This is a genomic window from Paranoxybacillus vitaminiphilus (genome assembly GCF_003259935.1).
In the GTDB taxonomy this organism is placed as follows: Bacteria; Bacillota; Bacilli; order Bacillales; family Anoxybacillaceae; genus Paranoxybacillus; species Paranoxybacillus vitaminiphilus.
Genome location: NZ_QLMH01000006.1, coordinates 24,706 through 50,195, shown reverse-complemented (window position 1 = coordinate 50,195; position 25,490 = coordinate 24,706). Strand labels below are relative to the sequence as shown.

General features: G+C 37.5%; 26 protein-coding genes, 2 pseudogenes and 2 riboswitches. Of the genes and pseudogenes, 6 read left to right on the top strand and 22 right to left on the bottom strand.

The genetic code is table 11. The features are described from left to right. Positions 1-380 precede the first annotated feature (380 nt). Positions 381-579, top strand: a riboswitch (cobalamin riboswitch). Positions 580-724: 145 nt separating this feature from the next. Continuing rightward, complete coding sequence (locus B0I26_RS08885) at positions 725-3,013, top strand: ribonucleoside-diphosphate reductase subunit alpha (RefSeq protein WP_111645093.1); 2,289 nt, start codon at positions 725-727, stop codon at positions 3,011-3,013. A 22-nt stretch (positions 3,014-3,035) separates the two neighbouring features. Then, on the top strand, positions 3,036-4,079 hold the full coding sequence (locus B0I26_RS08880) for a ribonucleotide-diphosphate reductase subunit beta (protein WP_111645092.1): 1,044 nt from the start codon (positions 3,036-3,038) through the stop codon (positions 4,077-4,079). A 127-nt stretch (positions 4,080-4,206) separates the two neighbouring features. Here the strand turns inward: B0I26_RS08880 and B0I26_RS08875 are convergent, their stop codons facing one another. Further along, positions 4,207-4,890 (bottom strand): TerC family protein, encoded by a 684-nt coding sequence (locus tag B0I26_RS08875; RefSeq protein ID WP_111645091.1) that lies wholly within the window; start codon positions 4,888-4,890, stop codon positions 4,207-4,209. Positions 4,891-4,984: 94 nt separating this feature from the next. Next, positions 4,985-5,257, bottom strand: a complete 273-nt coding sequence (locus B0I26_RS08870; RefSeq protein ID WP_111645090.1) for a YkvA family protein — start codon at positions 5,255-5,257, stop codon at positions 4,985-4,987. A 665-nt stretch (positions 5,258-5,922) separates the two neighbouring features. On the opposite strand from B0I26_RS08870, the gene B0I26_RS08865 reads away from it, so the two are divergent. Next, positions 5,923-6,375, top strand: coding sequence for a PilZ domain-containing protein (locus B0I26_RS08865; RefSeq protein WP_111645089.1), 453 nt, complete (start codon positions 5,923-5,925; stop codon positions 6,373-6,375). Between the two features lie 57 nt (positions 6,376-6,432). On the opposite strand, the gene B0I26_RS08860 is transcribed toward B0I26_RS08865, so the two are convergent. From B0I26_RS08860 to B0I26_RS08850, 3 genes are all read right to left on the bottom strand, one after another. Then, the gene (locus tag B0I26_RS08860; protein ID WP_111645088.1) at positions 6,433-6,753 is read right to left on the bottom strand and encodes a DMT family transporter; all 321 of its coding nucleotides are present in this window, start codon (positions 6,751-6,753) and stop codon (positions 6,433-6,435) included. 60 nt (positions 6,754-6,813) lie between these two features. Continuing rightward, a riboswitch (guanidine-I (ykkC/yxkD leader) is annotated at positions 6,814-6,919 on the bottom strand. A 292-nt stretch (positions 6,920-7,211) separates the two neighbouring features. Beyond that, positions 7,212-7,733 (bottom strand): hypothetical protein, encoded by a 522-nt coding sequence (locus B0I26_RS08855; protein ID WP_146612803.1) that lies wholly within the window; start codon positions 7,731-7,733, stop codon positions 7,212-7,214. 271 nt (positions 7,734-8,004) lie between these two features. Next, the gene (locus B0I26_RS08850; RefSeq protein ID WP_111645086.1) at positions 8,005-8,463 is read right to left on the bottom strand and encodes a flavodoxin; all 459 of its coding nucleotides are present in this window, start codon (positions 8,461-8,463) and stop codon (positions 8,005-8,007) included. A gap of 375 nt (positions 8,464-8,838) precedes the next feature. Between B0I26_RS08850 and B0I26_RS08845 the strand changes: the two genes are divergently transcribed. Next, on the top strand, positions 8,839-9,327 hold the full coding sequence (locus B0I26_RS08845) for a DUF6141 family protein (protein ID WP_245934748.1): 489 nt from the start codon (positions 8,839-8,841) through the stop codon (positions 9,325-9,327). Positions 9,328-9,360: 33 nt separating this feature from the next. Here B0I26_RS08845 and B0I26_RS08840 read toward each other — a convergent pair whose 3' ends face one another. From B0I26_RS08840 to B0I26_RS08830, 3 genes are all read right to left on the bottom strand, one after another. Then, complete coding sequence (locus B0I26_RS08840; protein ID WP_111645085.1) at positions 9,361-9,786, bottom strand: DoxX family protein; 426 nt, start codon at positions 9,784-9,786, stop codon at positions 9,361-9,363. A 77-nt stretch (positions 9,787-9,863) separates the two neighbouring features. Next, positions 9,864-10,721 carry a VOC family protein gene (locus B0I26_RS08835; protein ID WP_111645084.1) on the bottom strand — a complete coding sequence of 286 codons (858 nt, stop codon included), beginning with the start codon at positions 10,719-10,721 and terminating at the stop codon, positions 9,864-9,866. A gap of 193 nt (positions 10,722-10,914) precedes the next feature. Beyond that, a complete protein-coding gene (locus B0I26_RS08830; protein WP_111645083.1) occupies positions 10,915-11,355 on the bottom strand; it encodes an Rrf2 family transcriptional regulator in 441 nt (146 codons plus the stop codon). 182 nt (positions 11,356-11,537) lie between these two features. Between B0I26_RS08830 and B0I26_RS08825 the strand changes: the two genes are divergently transcribed. Continuing rightward, on the top strand, positions 11,538-12,104 hold the full coding sequence (locus B0I26_RS08825) for a glutathione peroxidase (protein ID WP_111645082.1): 567 nt from the start codon (positions 11,538-11,540) through the stop codon (positions 12,102-12,104). A gap of 96 nt (positions 12,105-12,200) precedes the next feature. On the opposite strand, the gene B0I26_RS08820 is transcribed toward B0I26_RS08825, so the two are convergent. Continuing rightward, entirely contained in the window at positions 12,201-12,563 is a 363-nt protein-coding gene (locus tag B0I26_RS08820) for a VOC family protein (protein ID WP_111645081.1), read from the bottom strand. A gap of 646 nt (positions 12,564-13,209) precedes the next feature. On the opposite strand from B0I26_RS08820, the gene B0I26_RS08815 reads away from it, so the two are divergent. Next, entirely contained in the window at positions 13,210-14,151 is a 942-nt protein-coding gene (locus B0I26_RS08815) for a GGDEF domain-containing protein (protein ID WP_111645080.1), read from the top strand. Positions 14,152-14,264: 113 nt separating this feature from the next. On the opposite strand, the pseudogene B0I26_RS18975 reads toward B0I26_RS08815, so the two are convergent. The 13 genes and pseudogenes from B0I26_RS18975 to B0I26_RS19090 form a co-directional block, all read right to left on the bottom strand. Continuing rightward, a pseudogene (locus B0I26_RS18975) lies at positions 14,265-14,378 on the bottom strand (SpoVR family protein); the annotation flags it as partial. A gap of 111 nt (positions 14,379-14,489) precedes the next feature. After that, positions 14,490-15,578, bottom strand: coding sequence for a hypothetical protein (locus B0I26_RS08810; protein ID WP_111645079.1), 1,089 nt, complete (start codon positions 15,576-15,578; stop codon positions 14,490-14,492). Positions 15,579-15,653: 75 nt separating this feature from the next. Continuing rightward, a complete protein-coding gene (locus tag B0I26_RS08805) occupies positions 15,654-16,016 on the bottom strand; it encodes a nuclear transport factor 2 family protein (protein WP_044748885.1) in 363 nt (120 codons plus the stop codon). A gap of 172 nt (positions 16,017-16,188) precedes the next feature. Beyond that, entirely contained in the window at positions 16,189-16,515 is a 327-nt protein-coding gene (locus B0I26_RS08800) for an antibiotic biosynthesis monooxygenase family protein (RefSeq protein ID WP_111645078.1), read from the bottom strand. A gap of 20 nt (positions 16,516-16,535) precedes the next feature. Then, on the bottom strand, positions 16,536-16,679 hold the full coding sequence (locus B0I26_RS18260) for a hypothetical protein (protein ID WP_181502815.1): 144 nt from the start codon (positions 16,677-16,679) through the stop codon (positions 16,536-16,538). 79 nt (positions 16,680-16,758) lie between these two features. Then, positions 16,759-17,688, bottom strand: coding sequence for a protease modulator HflC (gene hflC / locus B0I26_RS08795; protein ID WP_245934747.1), 930 nt, complete (start codon positions 17,686-17,688; stop codon positions 16,759-16,761). Continuing rightward, positions 17,685-18,617: an FtsH protease activity modulator HflK gene (gene hflK / locus B0I26_RS08790; protein WP_409991421.1), complete on the bottom strand. Its 933-nt coding sequence runs from the start codon at positions 18,615-18,617 to the stop codon at positions 17,685-17,687. The genes hflC and hflK overlap by 4 nt, the downstream gene beginning before the upstream one ends. Before the next feature lie 278 nt (positions 18,618-18,895). Continuing rightward, a complete protein-coding gene (locus B0I26_RS08785; RefSeq protein ID WP_111645076.1) occupies positions 18,896-19,342 on the bottom strand; it encodes a hypothetical protein in 447 nt (148 codons plus the stop codon). A 471-nt stretch (positions 19,343-19,813) separates the two neighbouring features. Continuing rightward, the gene (locus B0I26_RS08780) at positions 19,814-20,362 is read right to left on the bottom strand and encodes a GNAT family N-acetyltransferase (RefSeq protein WP_111645075.1); all 549 of its coding nucleotides are present in this window, start codon (positions 20,360-20,362) and stop codon (positions 19,814-19,816) included. Positions 20,363-20,507: 145 nt separating this feature from the next. Then, on the bottom strand, positions 20,508-21,926 hold the full coding sequence (locus tag B0I26_RS08775) for a SpoVR family protein (protein ID WP_111645074.1): 1,419 nt from the start codon (positions 21,924-21,926) through the stop codon (positions 20,508-20,510). A 465-nt stretch (positions 21,927-22,391) separates the two neighbouring features. Beyond that, entirely contained in the window at positions 22,392-23,021 is a 630-nt protein-coding gene (locus B0I26_RS08770; protein WP_245934746.1) for a hypothetical protein, read from the bottom strand. Between the two features lie 88 nt (positions 23,022-23,109). Beyond that, positions 23,110-24,981, bottom strand: coding sequence for an RNA-binding domain-containing protein (locus tag B0I26_RS08765; protein ID WP_111645073.1), 1,872 nt, complete (start codon positions 24,979-24,981; stop codon positions 23,110-23,112). 42 nt (positions 24,982-25,023) lie between these two features. Further along, positions 25,024-25,348, bottom strand: a pseudogene (locus B0I26_RS19090) (DUF7878 domain-containing protein). Positions 25,349-25,490 lie beyond the last annotated feature (142 nt).

Sequence of the window (25,490 nt, the reverse complement as noted above, 5' to 3'; positions counted from 1 at the left end):
ATCCTAAACATAACTATGAATGCCATAGAATTAATAATTTTCGGCGTTTTACTCTATCTTATTTAACTGCCAATGCTGTCAGTAATGAATCATAAATGATTGGCGAAAACTGTTTCTGAGTAACAGCGAAAAGGTGGATAAGCCATAAATTGTCCGATCTCACATACATTTTACAATAATATACAATTTATCTTACTGTTATGTCCTATATATTGTGTTCTTTTTGGTTCAGCTGCTCTTTCTATTTTCCTTCTTCCCTCTTTTTCTATCTCACGCAAAAAACATGGTTGAATTTTCTATTAAAGTATTATATGATTATCCTAACTTATCAAAACACAATATATTGTGTTTTTTGCAAAAACAAAAACAAAATATAGTGTTGTTAAAACCGCAAGTAAAGGTGTCCGAACGGACTTAATAGGGAATCTGGTGCGAATCCAGAACTGTCCCCGCAACTGTATGTGTGGACGAAATGGAAAATTCCACTGTATATGATCCGCTTTATCGGCGCATATATGGGAAGGATCCAGAGTAGGAGGAAACACGAGTCAGGAGACCTGCCTTACTTGCCAAGTTTCAAATTCTTCGGGGGGTGAGAAGATGAAACGATGGTTTAAAAGGGTTTGTGTTATGTTCTATCCATGAGTACAGCCTTTTTATACTATCGTTTGATCCACTCAACCTGATGAGTGGATTTTTTATTTTATACAGGGAGGCTAGGAAAATGAGCTTACATACAAAAACAACGATGATTATAAATGAAAAAGGAGATACTGAACCGTTTTCACGTGAACGGCTCATCTCGTTTGTAAAAAAAATAACGGAAAACTATCCAAACCTAAACAAAGAAAGCTACTTAAAAAGAGTCATACAAGCGATTGAAAGCAGAGACACTCTTTCAGCTGAGAACATCACTAACTTATTCATTTTAGAAGGCTTGTCTTATATTGACGAAAATGAACCAGATTGGACATTTGTGTGCGCTCACATTTATTTAAAAAAATTATACAAGGAAGCGGCCAAAAATCGCGGCTATCACCAAGAAGAACAGTACGGCGATTTCTATCATTTAATCAAAACTCTTGTCGCTAAGGGAGTTTACAGCTCTACCATTTTAGAAGACTACACAAAAGAAGAAATTATAGAACTAGGAAAATTGATTGACCCGGAAAAAGATAAGCTGTTTACTTACATCGGTCTCCGCACCCTTGCTGACCGCTACCTAGCCCGTGATTACGATCGGAATTTATATGAACTTCCACAAGAACGATTTTTAATCATTGCCATGACCTTAATGGCAAAAGAACAAAAACATCTCCGTTTTACTTTAGTGAAAGAAGCTTATTGGGCGTTAAGCAATTTATATATGACCGTTGCAACCCCTACTTTGGCAAACGCAGGAAAAAGCTATGGTCAATTATCAAGTTGTTTCGTAGATACAGTAGATGATAGTCTACAAAGCATTTACGACAGCAATACAGATATTGCTAATCTTTCAAAATCAGGCGGCGGAATCGGCGTATATCTTGGCAAAATCCGCAGCCGCGGCAGCGACATTCGCGGTTTTAAAGGCGTTTCCTCTGGTGTCATTCCATGGATGAAGCAGCTAAACAATACGGCAGTCAGTGTCGATCAGCTAGGACAGCGGAAAGGAGCGATATGCGTTTATTTAGATGTATGGCATAAAGATATTTTTGCCTTTTTGGATGCGAAATTAAATAATGGCGATGAGCGGATAAGAACGCATGATTTATTTACCGGCGTCTGCATTCCTGACTTGTTTATGGAACAAGTCGAAAAACGCGGTGACTGGTATCTTTTTGATCCGCATGAAGTGCGTAAAGTGATGGGCTTCAGCCTGGAGGATTTTTACGATGAAGAACGCGGCAGCGGCAGTTTTCGCGAAAAATATTGGCAGTGTGTTAACGAACCCAACTTATCAAAAGAAAAAGTACCAGCCATTGAAATTATGAAAGGGATTATGCGAAGCCAACTAGAATCAGGAAGTCCGTTTATGTTTTATCGCGATGAAGTGAACCGGAAAAATCCTAATTCTCACCAAGGTATGATTTATTGCAGCAACCTTTGTACAGAAATTGCGCAAAATCAAAGTCCGACAACAATGGAACAGCAATACACAAAAGACGGCAAAATTATTACAGTCAAAACACCTGGCGATTTTGTTGTCTGCAACTTATCTTCTATTAATCTGGCGCGGGCAGTGACAGACAACGTGCTTGAACGTTTAATCCCGATTCAAGTGCGCATGCTCGATAACGTCATTGACTTAAACCAAATTCCTGTTTTGCAGGCACAGCTGACGAATCAAAAATACCGCGCCGTTGGACTTGGAACATTTGGCTGGCATCATTTGCTTGCCCTTAAAGGGATTCGATGGGAGTCTGAGGAAGCGGTCGAGTACGCGGACAAGCTCTACGAGAAAATCGCGTATTTAACGATTCAAGCAAGCATGGAACTGGCAAAAGAAAAAGGCAGCTATCCCTCCTTTACAGGTTCAGACTGGCATACAGGCGCTTACTTTGAGAAACGGGGGTATAAAAATTCCGAAAGTAATTTAGATTGGAATATTCTAAAAGAACAAGTCAAAACATACGGCATTCGCAACGGTTATCTTATGGCTGTCGCACCGAATGCATCGACATCGATTATTGCCGGGAGCACCGCCAGCATCGACCCGATATTCTTAAAAGTGTATGCCGAAGAAAAGAAAGATTATAAAATTCCAGTTACTGTACCGGATTTAAACGCTGAAACGACATGGTATTACAAATCGGCATACCATATTGATCAGCTATGGAGCGTCAAACAAAACGCCGCCCGACAGCGTCATGTTGACCAGTCGATTTCTTTTAACATCTACGTCATGAACACGATTAAAGCGAAAGATTTGCTGAACATTCATCTCACCGCCTGGAAACTGGGATTCAAAACAACGTATTATGTCCGTTCCACTTCAAGTATGATTGACGAATGCGAATCATGCGCGAGCTAATAAGATTGGGAGGGAATCTATTTTGTCACATCTATTAGCAAAAAGAGTCATTATGGATCCGGAAGCACCAAACCGTTCAACAAGGATTATCAATGGAAAAAGTTCGAATGTGTTAAACTGGAATGATATCGCTTATCCGTGGGCATTTGCCAAATATAAACGAATGCTCGCCAACTTTTGGACGCCGTTTGAAATTAATATGTCTCAAGATATTAAACAATTTCCGCTATTAACCGATGACGAAAAGGACGCGTTTTTAAAAATCATCGGCCTCCTTGCTTTGCTTGACAGCATTCAAACCGATTATGCAGGCAGAGTCGCCGATTATATTACCGATTCCAGCATTAATGCATTAATGATTTTGTTGGCGCAGCAGGAAGTGATTCATAATCATTCATACTCCTATGTCCTATCAAGCCTTGTACCGAAAAGCAAGCAGGATGAAGTGTTTGAATTTTGGCGAAACGAACCGATTTTGCGCAAAAGAAATGACTTTGTCACCAATGGATATAAAGAATTTGCAGAACAGCCAAATGTCAAAAATTTATTGAAGTCCATTGTCTATGATGTCATTTTAGAAGGATTATTTTTCTATTCCGGTTTCGCCTTCTTCTACAACTTAGCGCGCAATCAAAAAATGGTCGCGACAAGCACCATGATTAATTACATTAACCGTGATGAACAAATACACGTTGATTTATTTGTAAAGATTTTTAAAGAAGTATTGCTTGAGTATCCAGAATATAACACGCCGGAATTCGCTTCATTTGTCCAGCAAACGTTCATAAAAGCCGCAGAACTGGAAATCGAATGGGCAGGTTATATTATCGGCAATAAAATTGAAGGTATTCCGCTTCAGGACCTTAGCGACTATATTAAATTTTACACTAATGTCCGCTGCAATCAGCTAGGTTTTGAACGTCCATTTGCCGGTTACCGCACTAACCCGCTTCGCTGGATTAAAGCGTATGAAGAAGTCGACCTTGGAAAATCGGATTTCTTTGAACAAAAATCACGGCAATATACGAAAGTGAATCATATTGATAATGGATTTGACGAATTGTAAAAAAGAGGATGGCCCTAAAGTGTCAGGCCCCGCAATGAAATATATAGTGTATAACTCTAAAGAACAACACTATATATTATGGATAATGCGCGAGGTCAGACACCTATGGGTCATCTTCTCATCTTATTTATACCTCTTTTAGATTCCCCTTTTTATGTTCTTTCGCTTTTTTCATCTTCCCAACGATAAGCACACCAGCAACGACAAGAAGTTCAAATCCATATTTTACAAACGGATTAGCAAAATATTCTTTCAAAAATGGTTCACCAACAATCATTTTCGATGCGGTCCAAGCAAGAATCCCGGCACCAATCGTCACGATGATTGGGAAACGCTCGATCCACTTCAAAATTAGCGTACTTCCCCAAACAACAATCGGGATAGAAATAAGCAATCCTAAAATAACAAGTAAAAAGCTTCCATGAGCCGCACCGGCAACTGCCAATACGTTATCCAATCCCATTAAAGCATCGGCGATGATAATGGTACGAATCGCTTCCCACATACTATTGCCCGCTTCCACTTCATGTCCTTTGTCTTCAACAAGAAGCTTGTAAGCAATCCATACTAGCAGCACACCGCCAACAAGCAGCAATCCTGGAATTTTCAGCAGCCAAACAACCGCTAATGTTGCTAAGGCGCGAATAACAATCGCTCCGACCGTTCCCCAGATAATGGTCTGCTTTTGCTGGTGCTTCGGCAGATTTCTTGCCGCCAATCCAATGACAATCGCATTGTCTCCTGCTAAAACAAGGTCAATAATAATGATTGAGATAAGTGCGGAGAAAAATTCAGCTGAAAATAATTCCACTAGAAAAACCTCCCTCATTTTTTTATTCAGTATTTATTTCAAAATTTATTTAATACGTGTTTTTGTCAAAAAAGGTCTCATATGAGCATACCCATTAAACGCCATATTTATTTTTTAAGTTTTCAGGTGCCATCTTGATAATTTGCTGTAAAATCATCATAAAAACCGTAACATCATCAACAATGCCAAAAAATCCAAGGAAATCCGGAATGATATCTAATGGCAATAACATATATAAAGCCACAAATAAAACAGAAAGCCACTTCTTGACATTGGAAACTTCTTTTGAAAAGAAAAACTCAGCAAGGAAAGGGATAAACCGCCGTATTTTTAAAATAAAGCGCACTCTTTTAAACAGTTTTCTCATAAAAATGCTCCCTCCTCTTCATTTAGATATATAGTCCCAATGCATCTAGAACGGTTTAAGGAAATCGATAACCGCGACGTCCTTTCCTCACCTTCCCTTTTTGTTTCCTAAATGAAAATGACCTTTACCGTGTAGGCAAAGGTCATTAAAATATAAAAAACCTTTACCCACACTGGTAAAGGTCTCGCTAACAACGTCACCGTTGCCAACAAAGCCGAGGGTTTTATCCCTGAACTGACGACTTTGCTGTTAAAGCTACTCCCCTTTATAGGCGATTCACTTTTACGTTTTAATAATATATTTTTTTCGGCTAGAAGTCAATTATTTTTATGGAAAAATAGGAAAAAGTTCATATTGCGGACTTACTTTTACAATATTTAGAATATTTACAGGAATATAAATTGAGGCTCTAGATTTGCTGAATCACTCCTTCCATGAACCCATATCTGCATCAGCATCATATCCCCTAAAAACACCTTGTTTTTCCTCATAGAAAAGAGAATATTAAGGCACGATGCACATATCATTCTTATCTCTTGATATCTCACGGAGCATACACTGCTGTTTTAGTATGATTGTTAATATTCTCTTGTTATTTAATGCGTTAAAACAACAAGCCATAGGCCGGCATAATCTTAATGTACACGAGGAGGACATAAGACAAAATGAAAGAAATACAAAACAGACGGCAATATTTTCGGCATGATTTTAGTATACCTTTATGTACAGAAATGCGGATTATAAAGATTGGTACAAAAAACGTTGAAACAAGCAAAACGTTAGTATGTGTTAAAAATATTAGCGCAGGTGGTCTTTTGTTCGAAACAAATTTAAACATCCCGGTGCGTGCAGATGTTACGTTTGAGTTCACAATGACTGTATGCCATAAAGAACTTATATTACCCGGAATGATTAAGAGAAGACATGATTTGGCACAACAGCAATATCAATATGGGGTGGAATTTTTACTTAGCGAACAGGAAAAATCAAACTTGGTAAGCATGTTTAATGAAATGAGCGTGAAGCTGCACAAAAAAGGAAATGCCGGATGCAGCCTGTGCTCAACAGATAGAAAAGGCTGTTACAAAATAAAGCAGAAAAAACAAGTGAAAATATAGCGCAACAGTTGGAGTCCGTTATGTCATAAAAACAGTTATACATCAGCGTTTGCTTTCTCAATGCCCCGACGTCAACTTCAACCCAATAAGCCCGACCAAAATAAACAGCAAAAAGATCATCCTCCAAGCGCTCACAGGTTCATTTAGAAATACCATGCCAATAATAACGGCTCCGGCAGCGCCAATTCCTGTCCATACGGCATACGCTGTTCCAATCGGCAGCACTTTTGTTGCCAGCGATAAAAAATAAAAACTAATAATCATGCCCACAATCGTAATGACAGACGGAACAAGCCGTGTAAATCCTAGTGTATATTTTAATGCAATCGCCCACACGATCTCAAAAATACCCGCTATAATTAAATAAACCCATGCCATATCAGTGCGCTCCTTTCAATCAAAATAAAAAAGCCGCGAAAGAAATATCCATAAAGACATTCCTCCCGGGCTTTTGTCCCTCCGTGTACACAGTTCATTCTGTGCGTTTTCTCTCGGTCACAGACTGGTTGCTTAAAACAACCACGGAACCCTAGAAAACTTGCCGATATTATGATCTATGTTAATTTTAGCACACACCCCATAATCAATCAACTTTCCTAATCAATCGCCTTCTCTAAAAATGATGCTAGTTGTAAAACCCACATTGTCCATTACATCCATATTGTACTTAGCAATAAAGTATAACTTCATCCCCCACTGATGTTAGTTGAACTTATCGCACTTCTAGCATCCGTAAAACTCCCACCTGTAGAAGCAGGAGCCTTACGGACAATTAGAACAGGATAAAAAAGACTGTCGAAATAACTCCTCAAGACGGTCCTGCTATTATGAATCCCTTAGTTTAATTTTCTATAAACAGTAAATTCCCGTTCACCAACATTTGGGCAATCCACACAGAAAAGGGGACAGCTCGCACATCTCCTGTCCGCCGAGCTTTTTACATAATTACTCGGCTCTTTCATCGCTTCTTTTACTAATAACAAATAATTTACAGAATCTTTATAATCGTTTTCTGTAGGAAAATACTCATATACCTTTCCAGATAATACACAATAAAACTCTATTTTTTCGGGAAGCTTTTGAAATGCCGTCCGCGACACAACGATGGACATATGTTTTAAAGCCTCAACTGCCTCCATTTGGTCAGACACGAAAAATTTCCGTAAAATGTACGATTGATTGGTCCACTCACCGACGTCTAATACCATAGATAAATGAATGCCTATTTGTTCATTGAATACATGGAACTTTTCATATAAAAACAAAGGATGTTGAAGATCTTTGTTATCCATTAGCATTTTAAGTAGGTGATCAGTCATTTTAGCCGTCACTTCATACATAATGCCATTTAGATTCAAAAAAATGAATCCCTACCTTCCTCCATTTTCGCTCAATCAGATGCAACAATGTACGAGGAGAGCGCACTTTAGGATGTGCGGCAAAAAATTGCTTAACTATTTGACTTACAACATACTGAGTAATTTGAACCCAATCGTATTGCCGTTTTATTGTCTTTAATACATCCTGATAATAAAAAATGAACAATTCATAAACTTTTCTAAATGCTCATCCGTAAGTGTCTTAATGGAAATATAGCTCCCTTTCATAGACATATCTTGTCCCCATCCATTAACATTTCTTTGTCTCGAGCACCCCTTGGACAAATTGCTTCCCAAAATTTTTACATTTTTCCCTTTCTTCATTTGTTGGCGCTAATTCAATTTTCAGCCCCTCTAAAATAACATCAGCACCGAGCTCTTTTAGTTTGTCTATAAGAATATCAACAGCTGCTCCATATTTCTCATAGTTTGAGTCGCACGAACCAAATACAGCTGCTTTTTTTCCGGATAAATCCAACTCATCCATATCATCATAAAAATCAAGGAAATCGTCTGGCAGCTCTCCATCTCCCCATGTATATGCACCTAGAAGGATACCATCATATTCTTCTAATTCTTTAGCATCAGCATCTAAAACTTCCTTTACTTCTAAATCGATTCCCTCTTCTTGAATTCCTTCGGCAATCGCGTTTGCAATTTCTTCCGTATTTCCAGTCATACTCGTATAAACCATCATTAATTTGGCCATCCCGGTTCCTCCTTTCAAAAACGATAATCATTATCAATTAAATTTTTATTTGATAAAGATTATCATTGTCAATTAAAATATTAAACTTATAAATATTCGTTTGTTAATATGGCTTAACATTTTTTCCGAGAAGTCTCCTCCTCTAAACGGAATTGTATATAAATGCAGATTGATTTTCCGACGTATATAAAACGTCTCAACTTCTCTTTTGTCCGAACCTAATCCTCTTATTTGTATCGTTTTTTCAATCTGAACTTATATAGACGAAAGTGGTTTATTGAGTAAATGTTCTCTGTAACTGACAAATTTGAGCCGAAACATCAGAAACCTAAAAACTCCCAAATTCGTATATAATAATAAAAGGGAGAGATGTTTATGAAAGTATACATTCGTGAAGTACAAAAGGCACCATGGTATTTTATTGTGCCTGTTATTCTCGTTACGGGATTGATTTGGTACGGATTAATTCAACAAATCGTATTCGATATCCCTTTTGGAGCGAATCCTGCCAGTGATACAGAAATGTGGGTTCTGTTAGTCGTATTTGGAATTTTGTTTCCAACCTTCTTCCTGTCGATAAAATTGACTACAGAAATTCGGGAAGATGGTATCTACGTCCGTTTTTCTCCTTTCGTTTCCCGCTTTCTCCCTTATAAAGACATAAAACAGGCGGAAGCGTGCACATACAATCCTCTATCCTACGGAGGATGGGGCATCCGCTGGAATCCGAAAAAAGGATGGGTTTACAATATGAAGGGAAATAAGGGAGTTCTCATTGAACTCAAAAACGGAAAACAATTGCTTATTGGCTCCAAAAAGCCAGAAGAACTTGTGCGCCATATGAAAATAATAAAAACACGTTAAATCCCCTGGATCTAACGTGTTTTTTTGTATCCATTAAGCGCTTTTATTTGTATCAATGACTGCTCTAGCTTTTATCCATCGGTCCACAGAAAGCGGCTGTTGTTCGCTCAGCGCAAGATAAATGGACATCGCTAGTAGCGCAAGGTCGAACTCCCAGCCTGCCATTTGTCCATTGCCTAAAAATCCTGCGGCAAGCTTGACTTTCACAATCGCGCCGACCATTAACAAAGCAAACAATACAGAAAAGAGTTTTGTTCCTAGTCCGATGATCAAAGCAATTCCGCCAACGACTTCAAGCAAAGCTACTCCGTATGCCATAACCCCCGGTAACCCGATGCTGCTGAACCACCCTGCGATATTGTCAATACCGCTTTGAAACTTTACAATGCCATGCACAAAAAAGATAATCCCTAACGTTATTCGTAAAATGAGCCCTCCAAAATCTTGTTTATTTACCACTAAAAACAACCTCCTTAAAATTATTTTTATTTAATAAATCTCTAAATAAAGATAATTATTTAAAAAAATAAATGATGTTATTTCACTTTCAGTTGAATTTGATTACCTGATGGATCTTTAACAAGTACCGTTTTCTCTGCAAACTCAGCTGTTACTCCGATGTTTTTTAGCTGTTCAACCATCTTTTTCAGTTCATCCTCATTCGGTAATATAATGGAAAATAAATGCAATCCGACTGCATTCTCCGGTGGCTGCGGTGCACCGACTCCAGCCCATGTATTCAGTCCGATATGGTGATGATAACCGCCTGCCGAAACGAACAACGCGTGATTTCCCATTCTAATCATTATTTCAAACCCTAAGCCATCCTTATAAAATGTTTCTGCTTCATGAATATGAGCAACATGCAAGTGAATATGACCGATTCGCGTTCCACTTGGAAGACCTGTCCAAGGAGTATCACTTGCTTCAGCAAGCAATCCGTTTACATCCAGCGGCTCGGTAACTCCTTTGTACTCACCGTTCTCTGTTTTCTCCCACATTTCTTTTGGTCTGTCGGCATAAATTTCAATTCCGTTACCGTCCGGATCAGCAAGATAAACTGCTTCACTAAATTGATGGTCAGATGCCCCTTGCAGTGGATAGCCTTTTTGCAGCAAATGAAGAAGAGAACGCGCCAGGCTTGCACGGTCCGGAACTAAAATGGCAAAATGATATAATCCTGTTGTTCCTCTTGGTTTTCCTACCGCATCCTTTCTCTCCTCAAGCACTAATAAAGGTGTCGCTCCATCAGCGGTAAGCGTGACGGTGTTTTCTTCTGTCGCTAAGATTTGAAACCCAATTATTTCGCGATAAAATTGAGTAGAACGCTCAAGATTAGACACGATTAAATGAACGTGTCCAATCGCGGCATCCGGATGAATGGTTTTACTCATTGCTACTCCCACCTTTTTATCAAATTTGATTTTAATACACCATCGTAAACATCATGCGGCTAAAGCGCAGATTTTCTACTTAATAACCACTAATCCCTTTCTATATTATTTATTATTTCAAAAAATGGAGGTTTCCTTCAGTAGTACTTAGTTGTAACTAAATTTGTTACAACAATATTAAAAAAAAATTAAGTTACTGTTTTCCTTGTTTAATCTGTTTCGCTAAATGATGGACTAATTCTTCTAGACTGATTTCTTCTAATATTTTTTCCATTGCCGCTTGTGCGCGGAGCAAAATAATTTCAAGAACAGCTTGAATATTCGCCCCTACCGGACAATTTGGGTTAGGCTGCTCATGAAATTGGAACAGTTCCCCTTCTTCCACTACTTCCACTGCCCGATATATATCAAGCAATGTAATGTCCTTTGTCTCTTTCAAAAGATAGGCCCCTCCTGCTCCGGGACGCACATCGACTAAACCAGCTTTTTTTAATTTCCCGATAATTCTGCGAACGACTACCGGGTTTGTGTTAACACTCCCTGCAATCCATTCTGAAGTGCAATGTGCATTGGGTTCAAATGCTAACAAAGATAAAATGTGTACGGCTACTGTGAAACGGCTACTGATCTTCATATATTAACCTCCGTGTAACTATTATAGTTACAACAAAAACAAAAGTCAAGTATAGTCGCTCCCGTTTTCTTATTCTTCATTAAAATTTAAGAAAACTTTAAAGCAAATCATTTTACAATTCAATCATATTAAATAATAATTAATATAAATTAGTAGAAAATATAAATAAAGGGGATGAGTATATGTCCATCTATCATTTTGAAGTAAAAAAGGCTAACGGTCAAACCATCTCATTATCTGATTACAAAGGAAAAGTACTTTTGATTGTCAATACCGCCAGCAAGTGCCACTTTACTCCGCAATTTCAAGACTTACAAAAGCTGTATGAAAAATATCGTGATCATCATTTTGAAATTCTCGGTTTCCCATGCAACCAGTTTGGCGAACAAGAACCTGGAAGCAATGAAGATGCCGTTGCCTTTTGCCAGCTCAATTACGGTGTGACATTTCCGATTTTTGCAAAAGTTGAAGTCAACGGCGATAATGCCCATCCATTATTCCAATATTTAAAGAAAAATGCGCCTTTTAGAGGTTTTGACGAAACAAATCCAACTGCAAAAATTCTAAAACTGATGATTTTGGACAAAGCCCCTGAATGGTTAGTTGGAGATGAAATCAAATGGAATTTTACAAAATTCCTTATTGACCAAAACGGAAACGTGATTCGCCGATATGAACCAAATGAAGAACCTGTAGATTTTGAAAAGGACATTGCAGAGCTGCTCGCTTCACAGATGCAAAATCATTAAGAGTACTTTACAAAAAGCAACAATGACCTTGCCTCATTCATTGAAGCAGGTCATTGTTGTTAATGGCTGTACTTGAACAAATTTGAAAATTAGTTCTTATCCTTTTAACACAAATTCATTTCCGTCAATATCTTTAAATTGCACAAATGTACCCCATTGCATTTTTTGCGGTTCTCCTAAAAATTCGACACCTTTCGCTTTCATCGTTTCGTATGCTGCTAAAACATCGTCGCATTCAAACACAATAGACGGCTTTCTCTCATTCCAATCTTTCATCATCGCTTTTGGATAAATGACTAATGCTGTCTGCGCACCTTTTGGAGCTACTTCTAACCAAAAGACATTCGGACCTATTGGATGCTCAGCGATAACTTCAAATCCTGCCTTTTCCGTCCAAAACTCTTTTGCCTTTTGCTGATCTTCTACATAAACAGCGACAGTTGCAATTCGTTTAATCATCAAAAATCTCTCCTATCTAATTTTTCTGTTGCTCTTTCTATATGAATTGGTATCATAGTTTCATGATTTTCCGATAGCTGAGCCAACGGAAGAAATAAAAGCAATAGCTAAAATGTTTCGTTTTTCAGTCAGTGGTGGACGCAGATAGTGGAAGATTTTACGTGAAAGAGTTTTTCCTCTTCGATTTTTAAAAAGAAATCCGGGCAGGATAACCTAATTATAGCACATACGTTCGTTTTTTGCTGCTAAAAAAGCGAGCATCTCCTACTTTCATTTAGATACATCCCGGGAGCCTTCTCGTCTCTTTTTAGAATATTTTAGAGTGACCATTTTTATACTCAGCAAATCATTGATATCGGTTATTATCTTCCTAATAAAGTATATGACTAAGTACTTATCTTTATCAAAATAGATGTTATTCTCTAATTCAGACAGATTACTGATGTTAACAATATCTTATAAAGAAAATCAAAGTATGTATAACGATTTGATTAGTAGATATGTTTCTTTTCTGATATAATTCTAATCAACGGTTTATCATTTGTCTTATCATCCACGCATGACAAATAATCCAAAATACCTACATGAAAAACGTCAATTATTCTCTATATTTATTTATTAAAGAATTTATAAAGCGGAGGGAAAGATGCCGAAAAATAAATTTTTTCATCATTTATATCATATCCCTAAAAAATTATGGGTTGTCATTTTCCTTAGTTATTTTATTCCTTTTTTTGTTGAAGTTAATACGCCTAATGATTTGATAACGGAAATTTACACCGAGACGATTTGGTTTATTAGTCTGCTTCCTACTCTTATCTTTGCCTATTTTTTCGGCAAAAAGGGCGGAAGTGTTTCTGTGTTATTATCGATTACAGTTCTTTTTTTGAGCCAGCTGATCGATAATATTGGGGACGATTTTTCGTTTTGGACCGTTCCTTTAACGTGGCAAATCGCTTTTACGAACGTTGTTTTAGGCTTTGGGATTGGATTATTGGCAGAAAAACTTCGGCAGAAACAAACAGCTCTTGAACTTGCCCTCGCCGAATTAAATGAAAAGCGGAAAGAGCTTTATGATTTGGCATTTTACGATCCGTTAACCCATTTGCCGAATAGACGGCTTTTTAACAAGTATGCGGACGAAATTTTACATTATTCTAAAGAAGCGAACACTGTCTTTTCCATTATGTTTCTTGATTTAGATGGATTTAAAGAAGTCAATGATACTTTAGGACACGAAGCCGGGGATTTATTGCTTAAAACGGTTTCCCAACGGCTGAAGAAATGTGTTCGTGCCAATGATATAGTAGCCCGCATCGCCGGAGATGAGTTTATCATTTTGCTGCCAGGAATCTCCCACGAACAAGCCGTCAAGATTGCCGAAAGAGTGATTGAAACACTGCAAGCCCCTATTGTTATTGGAAACAACTCCGTATCTGTCACTACAAGTATCGGCATATCTTCTTATCCCCTTGATGGCAATGAAATAAAAATGCTAGTTAAAAAGGCAGATATCGCAATGTACCAGGCAAAAAGAAGCGGAAAAAATAATTACCGTATTGCTGATGAAAACGCTATCTCTCTTTGATGACACATCTCTCCCCCTTTGCGCCATTGATAGGAACAACTGTAGAGAAAGTGACGAGATAAAAAATAAAAGCTGCTGAATTCTCTTTCAGCAGCTTTCTCCATAAACTTCCGTTACACCATTTTCCCAACATACGTAGATAACAACAACTTATTTTCCACGATCGTTTCCATATGCACTGAGCGTTCCGACAACTGATAGATAAGAAGCACTTTTTCTAAATATTTATTCTTATTGAACTATCGTAAATCGTTAGCCACTTATGCCACATTTCGCGTCATCACAGATTATGGAAGCAATTCCGTTCTTCCAGGGGAGTGAAATAAAACAGAAGTCCTTTAGTCATTAAGCATTTGTAACTTTTTTCGCGTTTCTTCGCGAGTTAATATTTCATAATCAAGAATAAACTTTGAGTATGGCAGATAATGAATGACAAACCATCGATCTGAAAATTCCTCTTTGAGATCTTCTTCTATATAGAAATTCACATCTTCGACCTCGACTTCCCAATAGTCCGGGCCTCTCCTAGGTGAGTGAAATTCGAATTTACTCGGGATCCCTTCCGCCACTTTATATTCATGCTTTAGATAGGAAGGTAAATCAATCCATTCATAAGAAAGCATCATCATAATGGCTGTTATCGTAAGCCGAAAGTAACGCTGCAATCCAAACTCTTTGCGAAACAAAATGATAATACTAATGAATGCAAGGATTACAATCGGCAAGCTTCTAGCCAAATATAGCGAAGAGTAAGAGGTTAACAGTGATATTATTAAAAGTACGAACCAAAAAATATTGAGTATTTTACCGAATAGACTTAGTTTGGCATTAATATCAAGTAAATCTGAAAGCAGAGAATCTCCAAATATTAATTTTCGAATTCGTTCTGACAAGGTGCTTTCCTTCGGCTGGGGAGTGTATTCATTATGTTCCTCTTCTTCATTTTCCTCATCATATTGGATAGGCAGTTCCGGTTGAGCTTCTTTAATGCTTTTCTTAATCGATGGACGGGAGACAGTTTCAGGAATGATAAATTTATGCGTCGTCCCATTGGTTAAAGTAAATAAAATGGTTCCATTATCCTCATAGCCCGTATGAAAAGTTGCTTCTTTATTTATGGCTATGTCCTTGATTTCCGTACTGTTGATAGAAAAGTTATGTTTTTTCTGCAACAGAGCATCCATTTGGTTATTATTTACTTTTTTGTCGTATTCAGCTTCTAAAGCCGCTTGCTTCTTTTCTGTTTTCTTAAACCAATACCAAAATAAAATTTCAAATAGTACCAGAATTTTCCTTTCGTATGCATAACGGTTGTGAAATTGACCGCCGATTTTAATAAAATAAAAAGACGTACTCGTAACATAAACTTTATAAAAAATGTCGGATTTCGTTAACCTCGGTTTAATCAGATAAAAGCTGCGAATCATACGATGCACCTACACCTTTTATGCAGTAATTGTCCACTGTTGTCATCTGTTTTATCCAACTAGGCGGCAGCACTATTAAGGCGCAACAGTTGGTGTTCCTTGATGAAAGACCATTTGCCACTTTCCTTCTTTTAGCTTCCAAATCGAACTGCGCAATGAATATTTCATATCTTTGTGTTTGAGTACACGGTAAGTCGTCAACGCCACATCTGGTGCTAATAATTTCACTTCAAAATCCATTAACGTCATTTGAATGGTAGATTCATTTGGAAGTCTCTCGATAACTTGCTGTTTATTGAAAACACGACCAGAGCTTCCGAATTCTATAAAATCATCGGCAAGTAGAATCTCAAGTTCCTCTACAGATTTACGAACATCAGGTTGCAGTAACCGTTCTTCCAGTGAATAAAGATGTTCTTTCAATGAAGAGTTTTCCATTCCCCCATCCCTCCCAAAAGCTTTTATACTCATTGTAGCATGATGATCCCATTATTTAGTTGATAAAATGACGGCATTGTTGAACTATCTTACACTCAATTTATTTTTAGCACGATATTTAAACTAATTCTTATACATTTTTGAAGTATCGTTTTCAACTGCCTTATAAATATTAACGGTTCTTAACTTTCACTATCACTTTGCAAATTCTTGTCGCAAACCTTTTGTACCATTCTCTTTTCCCTCTATCCTGTGCGACTTTATGTCGCAAGTTTTCTTTCCAATTCTTTATCGCCTCAAGCGATTCCCAATAAGAAACCGTTATTCCGAACCCATCTTGACCTCTAACGCTTTCTACCCCTAAAAATCCGGGTTGTTGAGAAGCTAATTGAGCCATTTCTTCCGCCATTTCACGATAACCATTGTCTCCTTCTGTTCTTTCCGAAGTAAAAATAACGGCATAATATGGCGGGTTAGGTGTTTTTGAAATGTTGCTCATGGTAAAAAATTTCCCCTTTCCTAAACAAATTCACCGAAAATTACTTCCCTTACTTCAACAAAAATAGCATTACTCCTGCTTATTGAAGTAATGCTTCCGCTAGTTAAAGATGAACTTTCATCTTTTATCCTATCACATTCAAATTCAATCGTTTCATTGCTCATTCAGCCCATCTCGCACAAGATGCGTTAGTGCCAGCATAATGCCCAACAATAAAAGGAGACTGACGAATATGTCAGCCTCTTACTCTGTATCTCCGATAAGCCATTTCGCATACGGAGAATCTGCAGGAAGAATAACAACCGTATCTTCACCAATGACCTTTTTGTATGATTCTAATGTGCGATAAAAATCATAAAACTCAGGGTCCTTTGAAAAGGTCTCGTTGTAGATGCGGGCCGCTTCCTGTTCTCCTGATGCGCGAATTCGTTCGGCATCCGCTTGTGCTCTCGCTAGCATCTCTTTTACTTCTCGATCGGTTTGAGCGATAATTCGCTGCTTTTGCGCATCCCCCATCGATAAATATTCTTGCGCTTTTGATTCGCGTTCCGAAATCATGCGCTTATATACGGACTGCTCATTTTCAGTTGGAAGATCGATTCGTTTAATTCGAACATCGACGACGTTAATGCCATAGCGATCTTGTTCTAAAAGTTCGTTCACTTTTTCTGTGATTTGATCGTTTAAGCTGCCTCTTGATGATTTTTCGTCGTTAATAATTTCGTCATAGTTCAATCTTCCAAGCTCGGCACGAACAATGGAGAAAATAAACTCATCCATCTTTGACTCAGCATTTTCTAATGTACGAGCGTTTTGAATCATTTCTTTCGGATTTTTTATTTCCCATACCGCATAGTGGTTTAAAAGTATTCGTTTTTTATCTTTCGTATTAATTTCCGCTTCGGCTACATCGTAAAACATTTGCGCTTTTGGCAATGTTGTAACCGATTGGATAAACGGAGTTTTAAAGTACAATCCTGGCTCTTGATCAATTCGAACAATTTCTCCAAACTGACGAACAACTTTGTATTCATGTTCTTTTACGATATAGACATTACTTAAAATCAACACTAAGATAATAATCCCGAGGCCTAACATAATGATAAAGCGAAATAGTTTTGGCCGTTTCGGTTTGTTGCCGTCAAATGATACTACATTCGTTGCGTCGGTCACTGTTCTCCACTTCCTTTCACCGAAGAAGTTTTCGGTACAGGATGGATCGGTAAATATTTCAATGTACTTCCATCATCATTCATAATATAAATTTGCGTATATGGTAATACTTGTTCTAATGTTTCCATCATTAAACGGTGTTTCGTAATCTCTTTAGAGTTTTTATACTCCGCATATAATGCATTGAACTTCGCGACATCTCCATGAGCTTTCTCAATGCGCGCGACTTTATCTCCCTCTGCTTGAGAAATAATCGCGTCTTTTTCTCCTTCTGCTTCTTTTGTACGTTTATTTCGATACTTGTTTGCTTCGTTAATTTTTGTGTTCATTGTTTCCCTTGCATCGGTCACATTCGTAAATGCTTTTCGTACTTCATCATTTGGTAAATCCACATCTTGCAATTTGACAGCCAGTACAGAAATACCAATATCGTATTTCTTAATTAAAGCCGTTAACAGTTCTCTTACTTCTGCTTCAATTTGCGCTTTTCCGGATGTCAATGCGTCATCAATTTTCGAACTGCCAATTACACTTCTTAACGAAGCCGATGTAGCGTTATACAAGATTTTTTCTGGTTCATAGGAACGGTATAAAAATTTCGCTGGTTCTGTAATTTTCCATTGCACAACCATGTCCGCAAGAACGATATTTTCATCCCCCGTAATCATCTTTGTATCTTTTTGATATTCTTCTACAACTTTCCCGCCTTCTTCTTTATATCCAAACTGCAAACTAAAGGTTTCTTTTGACAATTTATTGACGGATTGTATTGGCCACGGCAGCTTGAAATGCAGTCCAGGCGTACTTACTTCTTCATCGATCTTTCCGAATGTTAAAATGACGGCTTGTTCTGATTCATCAACGGTATACCATGTTGTAAACCCGGCAATTAAGACAATGATCCCGACAAACCCGCCTGCGATTAACATGTAGATGTTACGAATATTGTTAAACATTAAACTGTTTTTCACTCCTTCGATTTTATATAGACTTGATCTACTCTTTAATCTTATATACGTTGAAAAACGAAATCTGTTTCAAAATTTTCAAATAAATATCATTGACTTGCTAGTTCAATCTCCGTATGCTTTCATTTATTACTAGCAAAATAAAATAAGCTGCTGAATGTCATTTTCAGCAGCTTTTCCCCATCTCCTACAAACGCTTCCTCTGCACTGTCCGATTTTTGCAAATGAACAACACCGATTTATTTTCGACCGCCTGCACCGCTCTGTCCTATATTTTTTCGAATGTTAAACTTTTGTAATAATAACAGGACATAAAAATACAGAATCGAACCTATTGAGCCCAATAGTGCACCATTAAGAGCCTCCATGCTCCATTCAATGAAAACGGCCAAAACTAAAATACCAAAAAACGCTCCAAGCAATGTATATAGTAAAAGCTCCAAAAGGTACTTCGCCTTATGAAAGCGCGATTTTCTCATTATCCAATCAATCAGCATAGAAGTTGGAATACCGACGATGAAAAAGACAGGCAAAGAATAAATAAACGTAACCACAAATGTACCCAAAAATGAAAAGTATAACACGTTCGGATCTCTTTCTGATTCAGGAACATATTCGATTAAACCGAACACTCCTGACAAAACAACAGAAGATAAGATCGCAGCAGCTATTCTTTTAGCAAACATAACACACCCCAAAACACCAAAGTAACTTTATTTGACTATAACATATTTTCCAACGAGCTTCGTATTGAATAAAAAAGAAAAGCGAGACCGTTTGAAAGTATCGCATATCTTCATTCAACAAGAAATTTTTTAGCCTTTTATTTTCCAACCTGCGTAAACCCCTGCTAAAAATATGGTAATAATCACAATGAAATGAAATTGTGTCTTAATATAAAAGCGCTTCCAATAACACTAAGAATAGCCGCTGTTATTTCAATGATTTGCCCTGCTTTTAATCCTTGTATCATGAAATACTTCCCCTTTTCGATATGCCTACTCGCATAATATTTCCAAATTTTAGCTATTTAATTATCCTGTTAATCGAACAAAAAAGCGAGGCTGACCCTAAGCAAAGAGTCAGCCCCTATAAACATCATATTTAGAACATAGAACACTATTCGTCCCATTGTTATCATGATTTATATTTGTTGCTCAGCTTTTTCCTTTCCATTCCGTTCTTAACAAAGAAAAAATGAAAGTATCATTGGAGCGATTTTTTTGATAAATATAACCACGTAACAGCCCTTCTTCTTTAAAACCTAATTTCTTTAATAAAGAAGATGAAGCAATGTTTTCCGGATATGTTACAGCTCCGATTCGATACAAACCTAACTCTTCAAAAGAATAACGCAACACTTCTTTCACAGCTTCAGACGTAAAACCTTTTCTCCAGTAATCAGGATGTATTTCATAGCCAATTTCCGCTCGTTTATTAGGAAGGTTCAAATTATTCAACCCTACTGTTCCAATAAATTCTTCATTTTCTTTTAGAATGATTCCCCATCGAATGCCGCGGTTGCTTAAGAAGTTATTTTTAAAAGAATCAATCATTTTCACTGCTTCTTCTACACTCTTAAGACTTTCCATGCCATAGTATCTAGTTACTTCATCTAATGACATAATCTCATAATATTGTTGACTATATTGTTCATTAATTTCTATTAGATGAAGGCGTTCGGTTTCAAGGATTGGAAAAGACATAATTTCCCCCCAATAAGTGTTATTAAGAAAATATTCTCTCTTTGTAACAAAATCCCTCTTACATATCTTGTTGCTTTCCACTATCCATTCGTATGAACAAGTTAAAATAAAAGCTGCTGAATTCTCCTTCAGCAGCTCTCCCCAATTATATAAACTTCCGATGCACGATTTTTCCGTCATATGTGAACACTACTGGTCTGTTCTCTACCACTGTTTCCATATGCACCGCTCTGCCCCATAGCTGATGAAAATACGGAAGCACTTTCTCTAAATATTTAATGTCCAACTCAATTCCCTCGTACCAATGCTTTAAATACAGTTCTCCATTTCTCAAGTAATCGCCGTCGTTAACTGTAATGTACGGAAAACCGCCATTGACGCGCATATTCACTAATTGGTCGCGGATATTTTCCCAGGTCTTGTCGACAATTTTGTAATCCTTTCCTTGCTTTTGGAATAAATACATATCTTCACGCATCACAAGGTCTTTCGTTAAATAATTGCGCAAGAAGGAAATATCGGATTCCAGTTCACGCACTTCAAACATTTTCTCGCGCCCTGAACCTGGTTTCACACCGAGTTTTTTCATTTCCTCGGTTGGATTGTTCCAGCGTTCTTCGATATCTTCAAAGATTTTTAGTCCTAAATAATATGGATTTATGCTTGTACGTGACGGCTGGATGACTCCGGCGTTTAACTTGGCAAATTCAATGGCTTCATCGGTCGTCAAATCCATCTCTCGCAAGATGCGTTGATGCCAATAGGATGCCCAGCCTTCGTTCATGATTTTCGTCTCGAGCTGCGGCCAGAAATAAAGCATTTCCTCGCGCATCATCGTGAGAATATCGCGCTGCCAGTCTTCTAGCTCGCGGCTGTATTCTTCAATAAAGAGAAGTACGTCTTTTTCCGGCTGCGGCGGGAATTTCCTTTTCTTTTTCCTTTGTGGCGGAGAAGGTTTCTTTTTCTCCTCAAGTGACCATAAATCATCATATGGGGTCGGTTTTGGTGTCTCTTCCTCTTCATATACTTCCGTATCTTCCAGCGTCCAAGCAAGCTTTGGACGAAGAAGCGAAGGGTCGATATGTTCTTGAATCGCTAACACCGCATCTAAAAACTTTTCCACTTCCTGTTTGCCGTATTGATGCTCGTAATGCTTAATTCGTTCAGCTGTTGCTGCCATGCTTTCAACCATATCGCGCTTCGTGTTGCTGAAGCGGACATTGTTTTTGAAAAAGTCGCTGTGCGCCAACACGTGGGCAACAATCAATTTGTTTTGAATGAGGGTATTCGTATCAAGCAAAAACGCATAACAAGGATCCGAATTAATCACCAGCTCATAAATTTTGCTTAATCCTAAATCATAATGAAGCTTCATTTTGAAAAACTGCTTTCCAAAGCTCCAATGGGAAAACCGCGTTGGCATGCCGTATGCTCCAAATGTATAAATGATATCAGCAGGACAAATTTCATAACGCATCGGATAAAAATCTAATCCGAAGCCTTCCGCGATTTCCGTAATCTCGGCAATCGCATATTCAAGTGCCTTTTGATCCTCTGGTCTCATCCACATCTCCCCCCTTTTCCTCTTATCACAATGTATGAAAAAGACAGGGAAATGATGAAACATTCATAGATCGGTTGTTTAAAAACGAACTATTACAGCAACATCGTAACTGATGTCTGTTCATGTTTAATTAATGTTAACACAATCGCAATGTCCATCGATAAAGTATAAAAAGTGAGGATACATTACTGATCCTCACTTCAAAGTGTTGAAAATGCTTGACTTTAAGCGCCAAGCATTTTTATTAAAATTCTATTTAATGCATAAGATCTTTAGAATTTAGGTCATTGTTATAGGAGTCCGGATTGAACGTAAATTTTAATATTAACTTCCCCTGAGCCACTCTTTTCAATCTTTTTTCAATATCTAAATCCCATATATTCTCTAATGTTCCCTTATAATCTAGGGCTTGTTGCAACATCTCCCATTGATCTTCTCTTCCTAAATCGTTAAAATAATCCCTTTTTAGTAACTTATTTTTTGTAACTTATCTGTTGTTAATCGAGCAGGATGCCTTTTTGGTAATACTGCCCGTTGATATAACTTGTGTTTAAGCATTGAAGTAATTGGCAATTTACGAATTTTTTCTATGTTTAGCAAACTTCCTTCATTTTCACGGGCTTGTTTGATTATGTCAAAAGGAATATTAGGATGGACAAAATAATTTTCAATATCAGCTTGAGTAACTCCCAGCTTTCGAGCTATCGTAGCAACCTGTACTCCATCATTAACCATTTGATCAATCAGCATATGTTTGTCTAACCAATTTGTTGTTTGATGATAAAACATCCTCCTTAACAACTTAATTCGTTGTTCCGTCTCATTCGAGTATCGCTGAATAACGCAAAATATTCTTGGGCATCTTTTGTGCTTTTCATTGATTTTTTTATATGCTAAGTATTCTGGGAACCCCGCGACTAACCAATATTTATCCTCCGTTTTATCCTTTTCAACAATAACATGGCTGCTTAACTGGTATCCTCTCTCTAATATTTTTACCATTTTCTCCACTGCTCTTTTTGAAACATCTTCAACGTATATGGGGACAATTTTATCTAATTCAATGGATTCCATCCAAATCCCATCAAGCTTCATTCGTACCCCTCCCCCATAATATTTATAAAACTATATGAGAAGGGAAATTTGTCTAATAACAATAAATCAGCATTAGGAACTCAGTGTCCTAATGCTGGTTTGTAAAAAGAGATGTTGTCATATATGCTTGTTTCGGATGATTCACTTGTTCCGGATATAGCAGTTCTAATTTTCCTTCCTTAAGTAATCGCGAAATGTACTTTTTACGAAGAGGATCCATTTGTCGATTAAGCAATTCGCTTAATTCTTTGAGCGTTAACGGCTTAATTGTACAAAGATTTAAAATGATCTCTTCCATTTCGGAAGGATTTAATCTCTTTTTCTTCCTTGCCACTTCAGAAATATCTAATAGCACTTGTTCACTATTTTTTGCCGGTTCATTTTCGTTAGGTCCGGAGTTATCGACGTTAGGTCCGGAGTTATCGACGTTAGGTCCGGAGCTTATCGGATTATATCTGGAGTTCCCTACAGATTTTTGATGAAACATTTCCGTTAACGTATATTTAGTACCTCTTCCTTGTCCATTAGGTTCTAAATATCCTTTTTCCACAAGTCCAGATAATAATTTGCTTATTTCATCACTCTTTTTATCTGTCAGGTTTTGCAATCTCGTGTTAGTGACATAATTTTCTTGATGTGCGGTCACTAAAATTAATACCTCGTCATTTGTCAGCCATTTATAATAATTTCCAAGAACTGCTTTTAGAAAATCAACACTTTCCTGTGGCAATAATGAAGTTGTTCGCAGTGTAAGAATCGTGCGATCCGGCTGGAATTCTTCAATTAATTCCGGGGTAGTCCAATGTTGCTCTTTCCATGCCAAATGAATATTCTCAATCCCAGATCCAGCCCGTTCACCAAGTCCTATTAACATAAACATTTTAAAAATAGTCGGATTTCGCGGATCACTTACCCCACCTTTTAGTGCTTGTTGCAATGGAATACGAAGGACACCGGGATTTGAAAACCTAAATAATACCTTTTCCTTTTCAATAATAATTCCGCGTTTTCCGTAGTAATCAGCATGTGCCAATGTATTGACTAAAGCTTCACGAAGAGCTGCATGTACTCTTGTATCATCTTTACGGAAAAACCCTTCCATTTGAAAAGGAATATTCAAATCATCCGTTAGTCTGCGGATCACTTTAAAATAAAAATCATACAAATTCCCTGACCAAGTACCATCGGAAGAAATAATGCGGTCTGTCCATCGCTCTCCCGGTACATCCGAACGCTTTTCCCGATATTCCAAAAAATATTGCGGTAAATGTTCCGTAATACTGCGTTCTTCCCCAAACATGAGCAACCCAGCTAAGGTTAGTCCTTCCTCATTGGTTTCGCGTAGCCTTCCTAAGGCTCCAATTTTATATAAAAATTCTCTCATTTCTAACCCGTTCCAAGGATGGTCTGGTTTTAAGGAAGAAAAACGATTTCGATAACTTTTTACCGACTCTAAGTTCAAATCATTTAAACCATAGTTTGGCAGAACTTTGCTGTCTTGAGGAGTTGGGGATTGATCGGCGATCATTCTTTGTACTTCTTCTTTCGTACATTTATAATCCCCTTCATAATTCCGGCGATACGTACCTGTAAAAGGATTATGTCCAATATAAATCGGCTTGTCCTCTCGCGAAGCTCGGGGCACATAAATTTTTACGACTTCTTTACCATCAATCTCTATAATTTTCACATTTCGATTCATTAAGATGTTCTTACTAATTCTTTGCGGATTATTGATTCCGTCCCAAAAATCTTTCATTAATTTCTTTGCATCAACATTGGCCGGGTAAAACTCTTGTCCTTTTTGCTCAACCCCAAGTAAAATAATACCGCCATTTGTATTTGCAAAAGCAGAATACGTTTCCCAAACATCTTTCGGTAGACCGCCTTTGGCTGCTTTACATTCCAATTCAGCGTTTTCGCCATCATCTATGATACGTAACAAATCCTTCGCGTCCATTCCGCCATATATCCCCTTTAAATTTCTAATATTTACTACAAATTATTTGACAACGAAAAGAAACAATCCTTTTAAAAATAAATAAATACTTGCCAAATGCCAAATGGAAAACAAAGACCAGTTATTTTCTCCCTTATTAATAAATGCTAAAATAGGTCCCTCATCGTGTTCCATTGTAAAATAGTAAAAATCCTCTTTTCTACTCCACCTTGCTAATTCCAAGGAGAGCAAGAGAAGGTTCTGTAAAAAAACATCTATTATCAACTAATATTTCAAGTTTATCTTGAATATCAATCAAAAGCTTATGGTTCTTTTCTTTTATTAATTCTTGTTCGATAGTAAGCGACGGAATGAACTCAAAATTCAAGTTCAAGGGACACCATTTATCACCTCATTTTCCTTTTAATAATATCATTCAATTCATTGTTAATAACGCAATCCCCTTCTTCCACTATCATGTCCCTAGTTGAACAAGAAAAGTGTTATATTATTTTCTAACACCTCTTTTT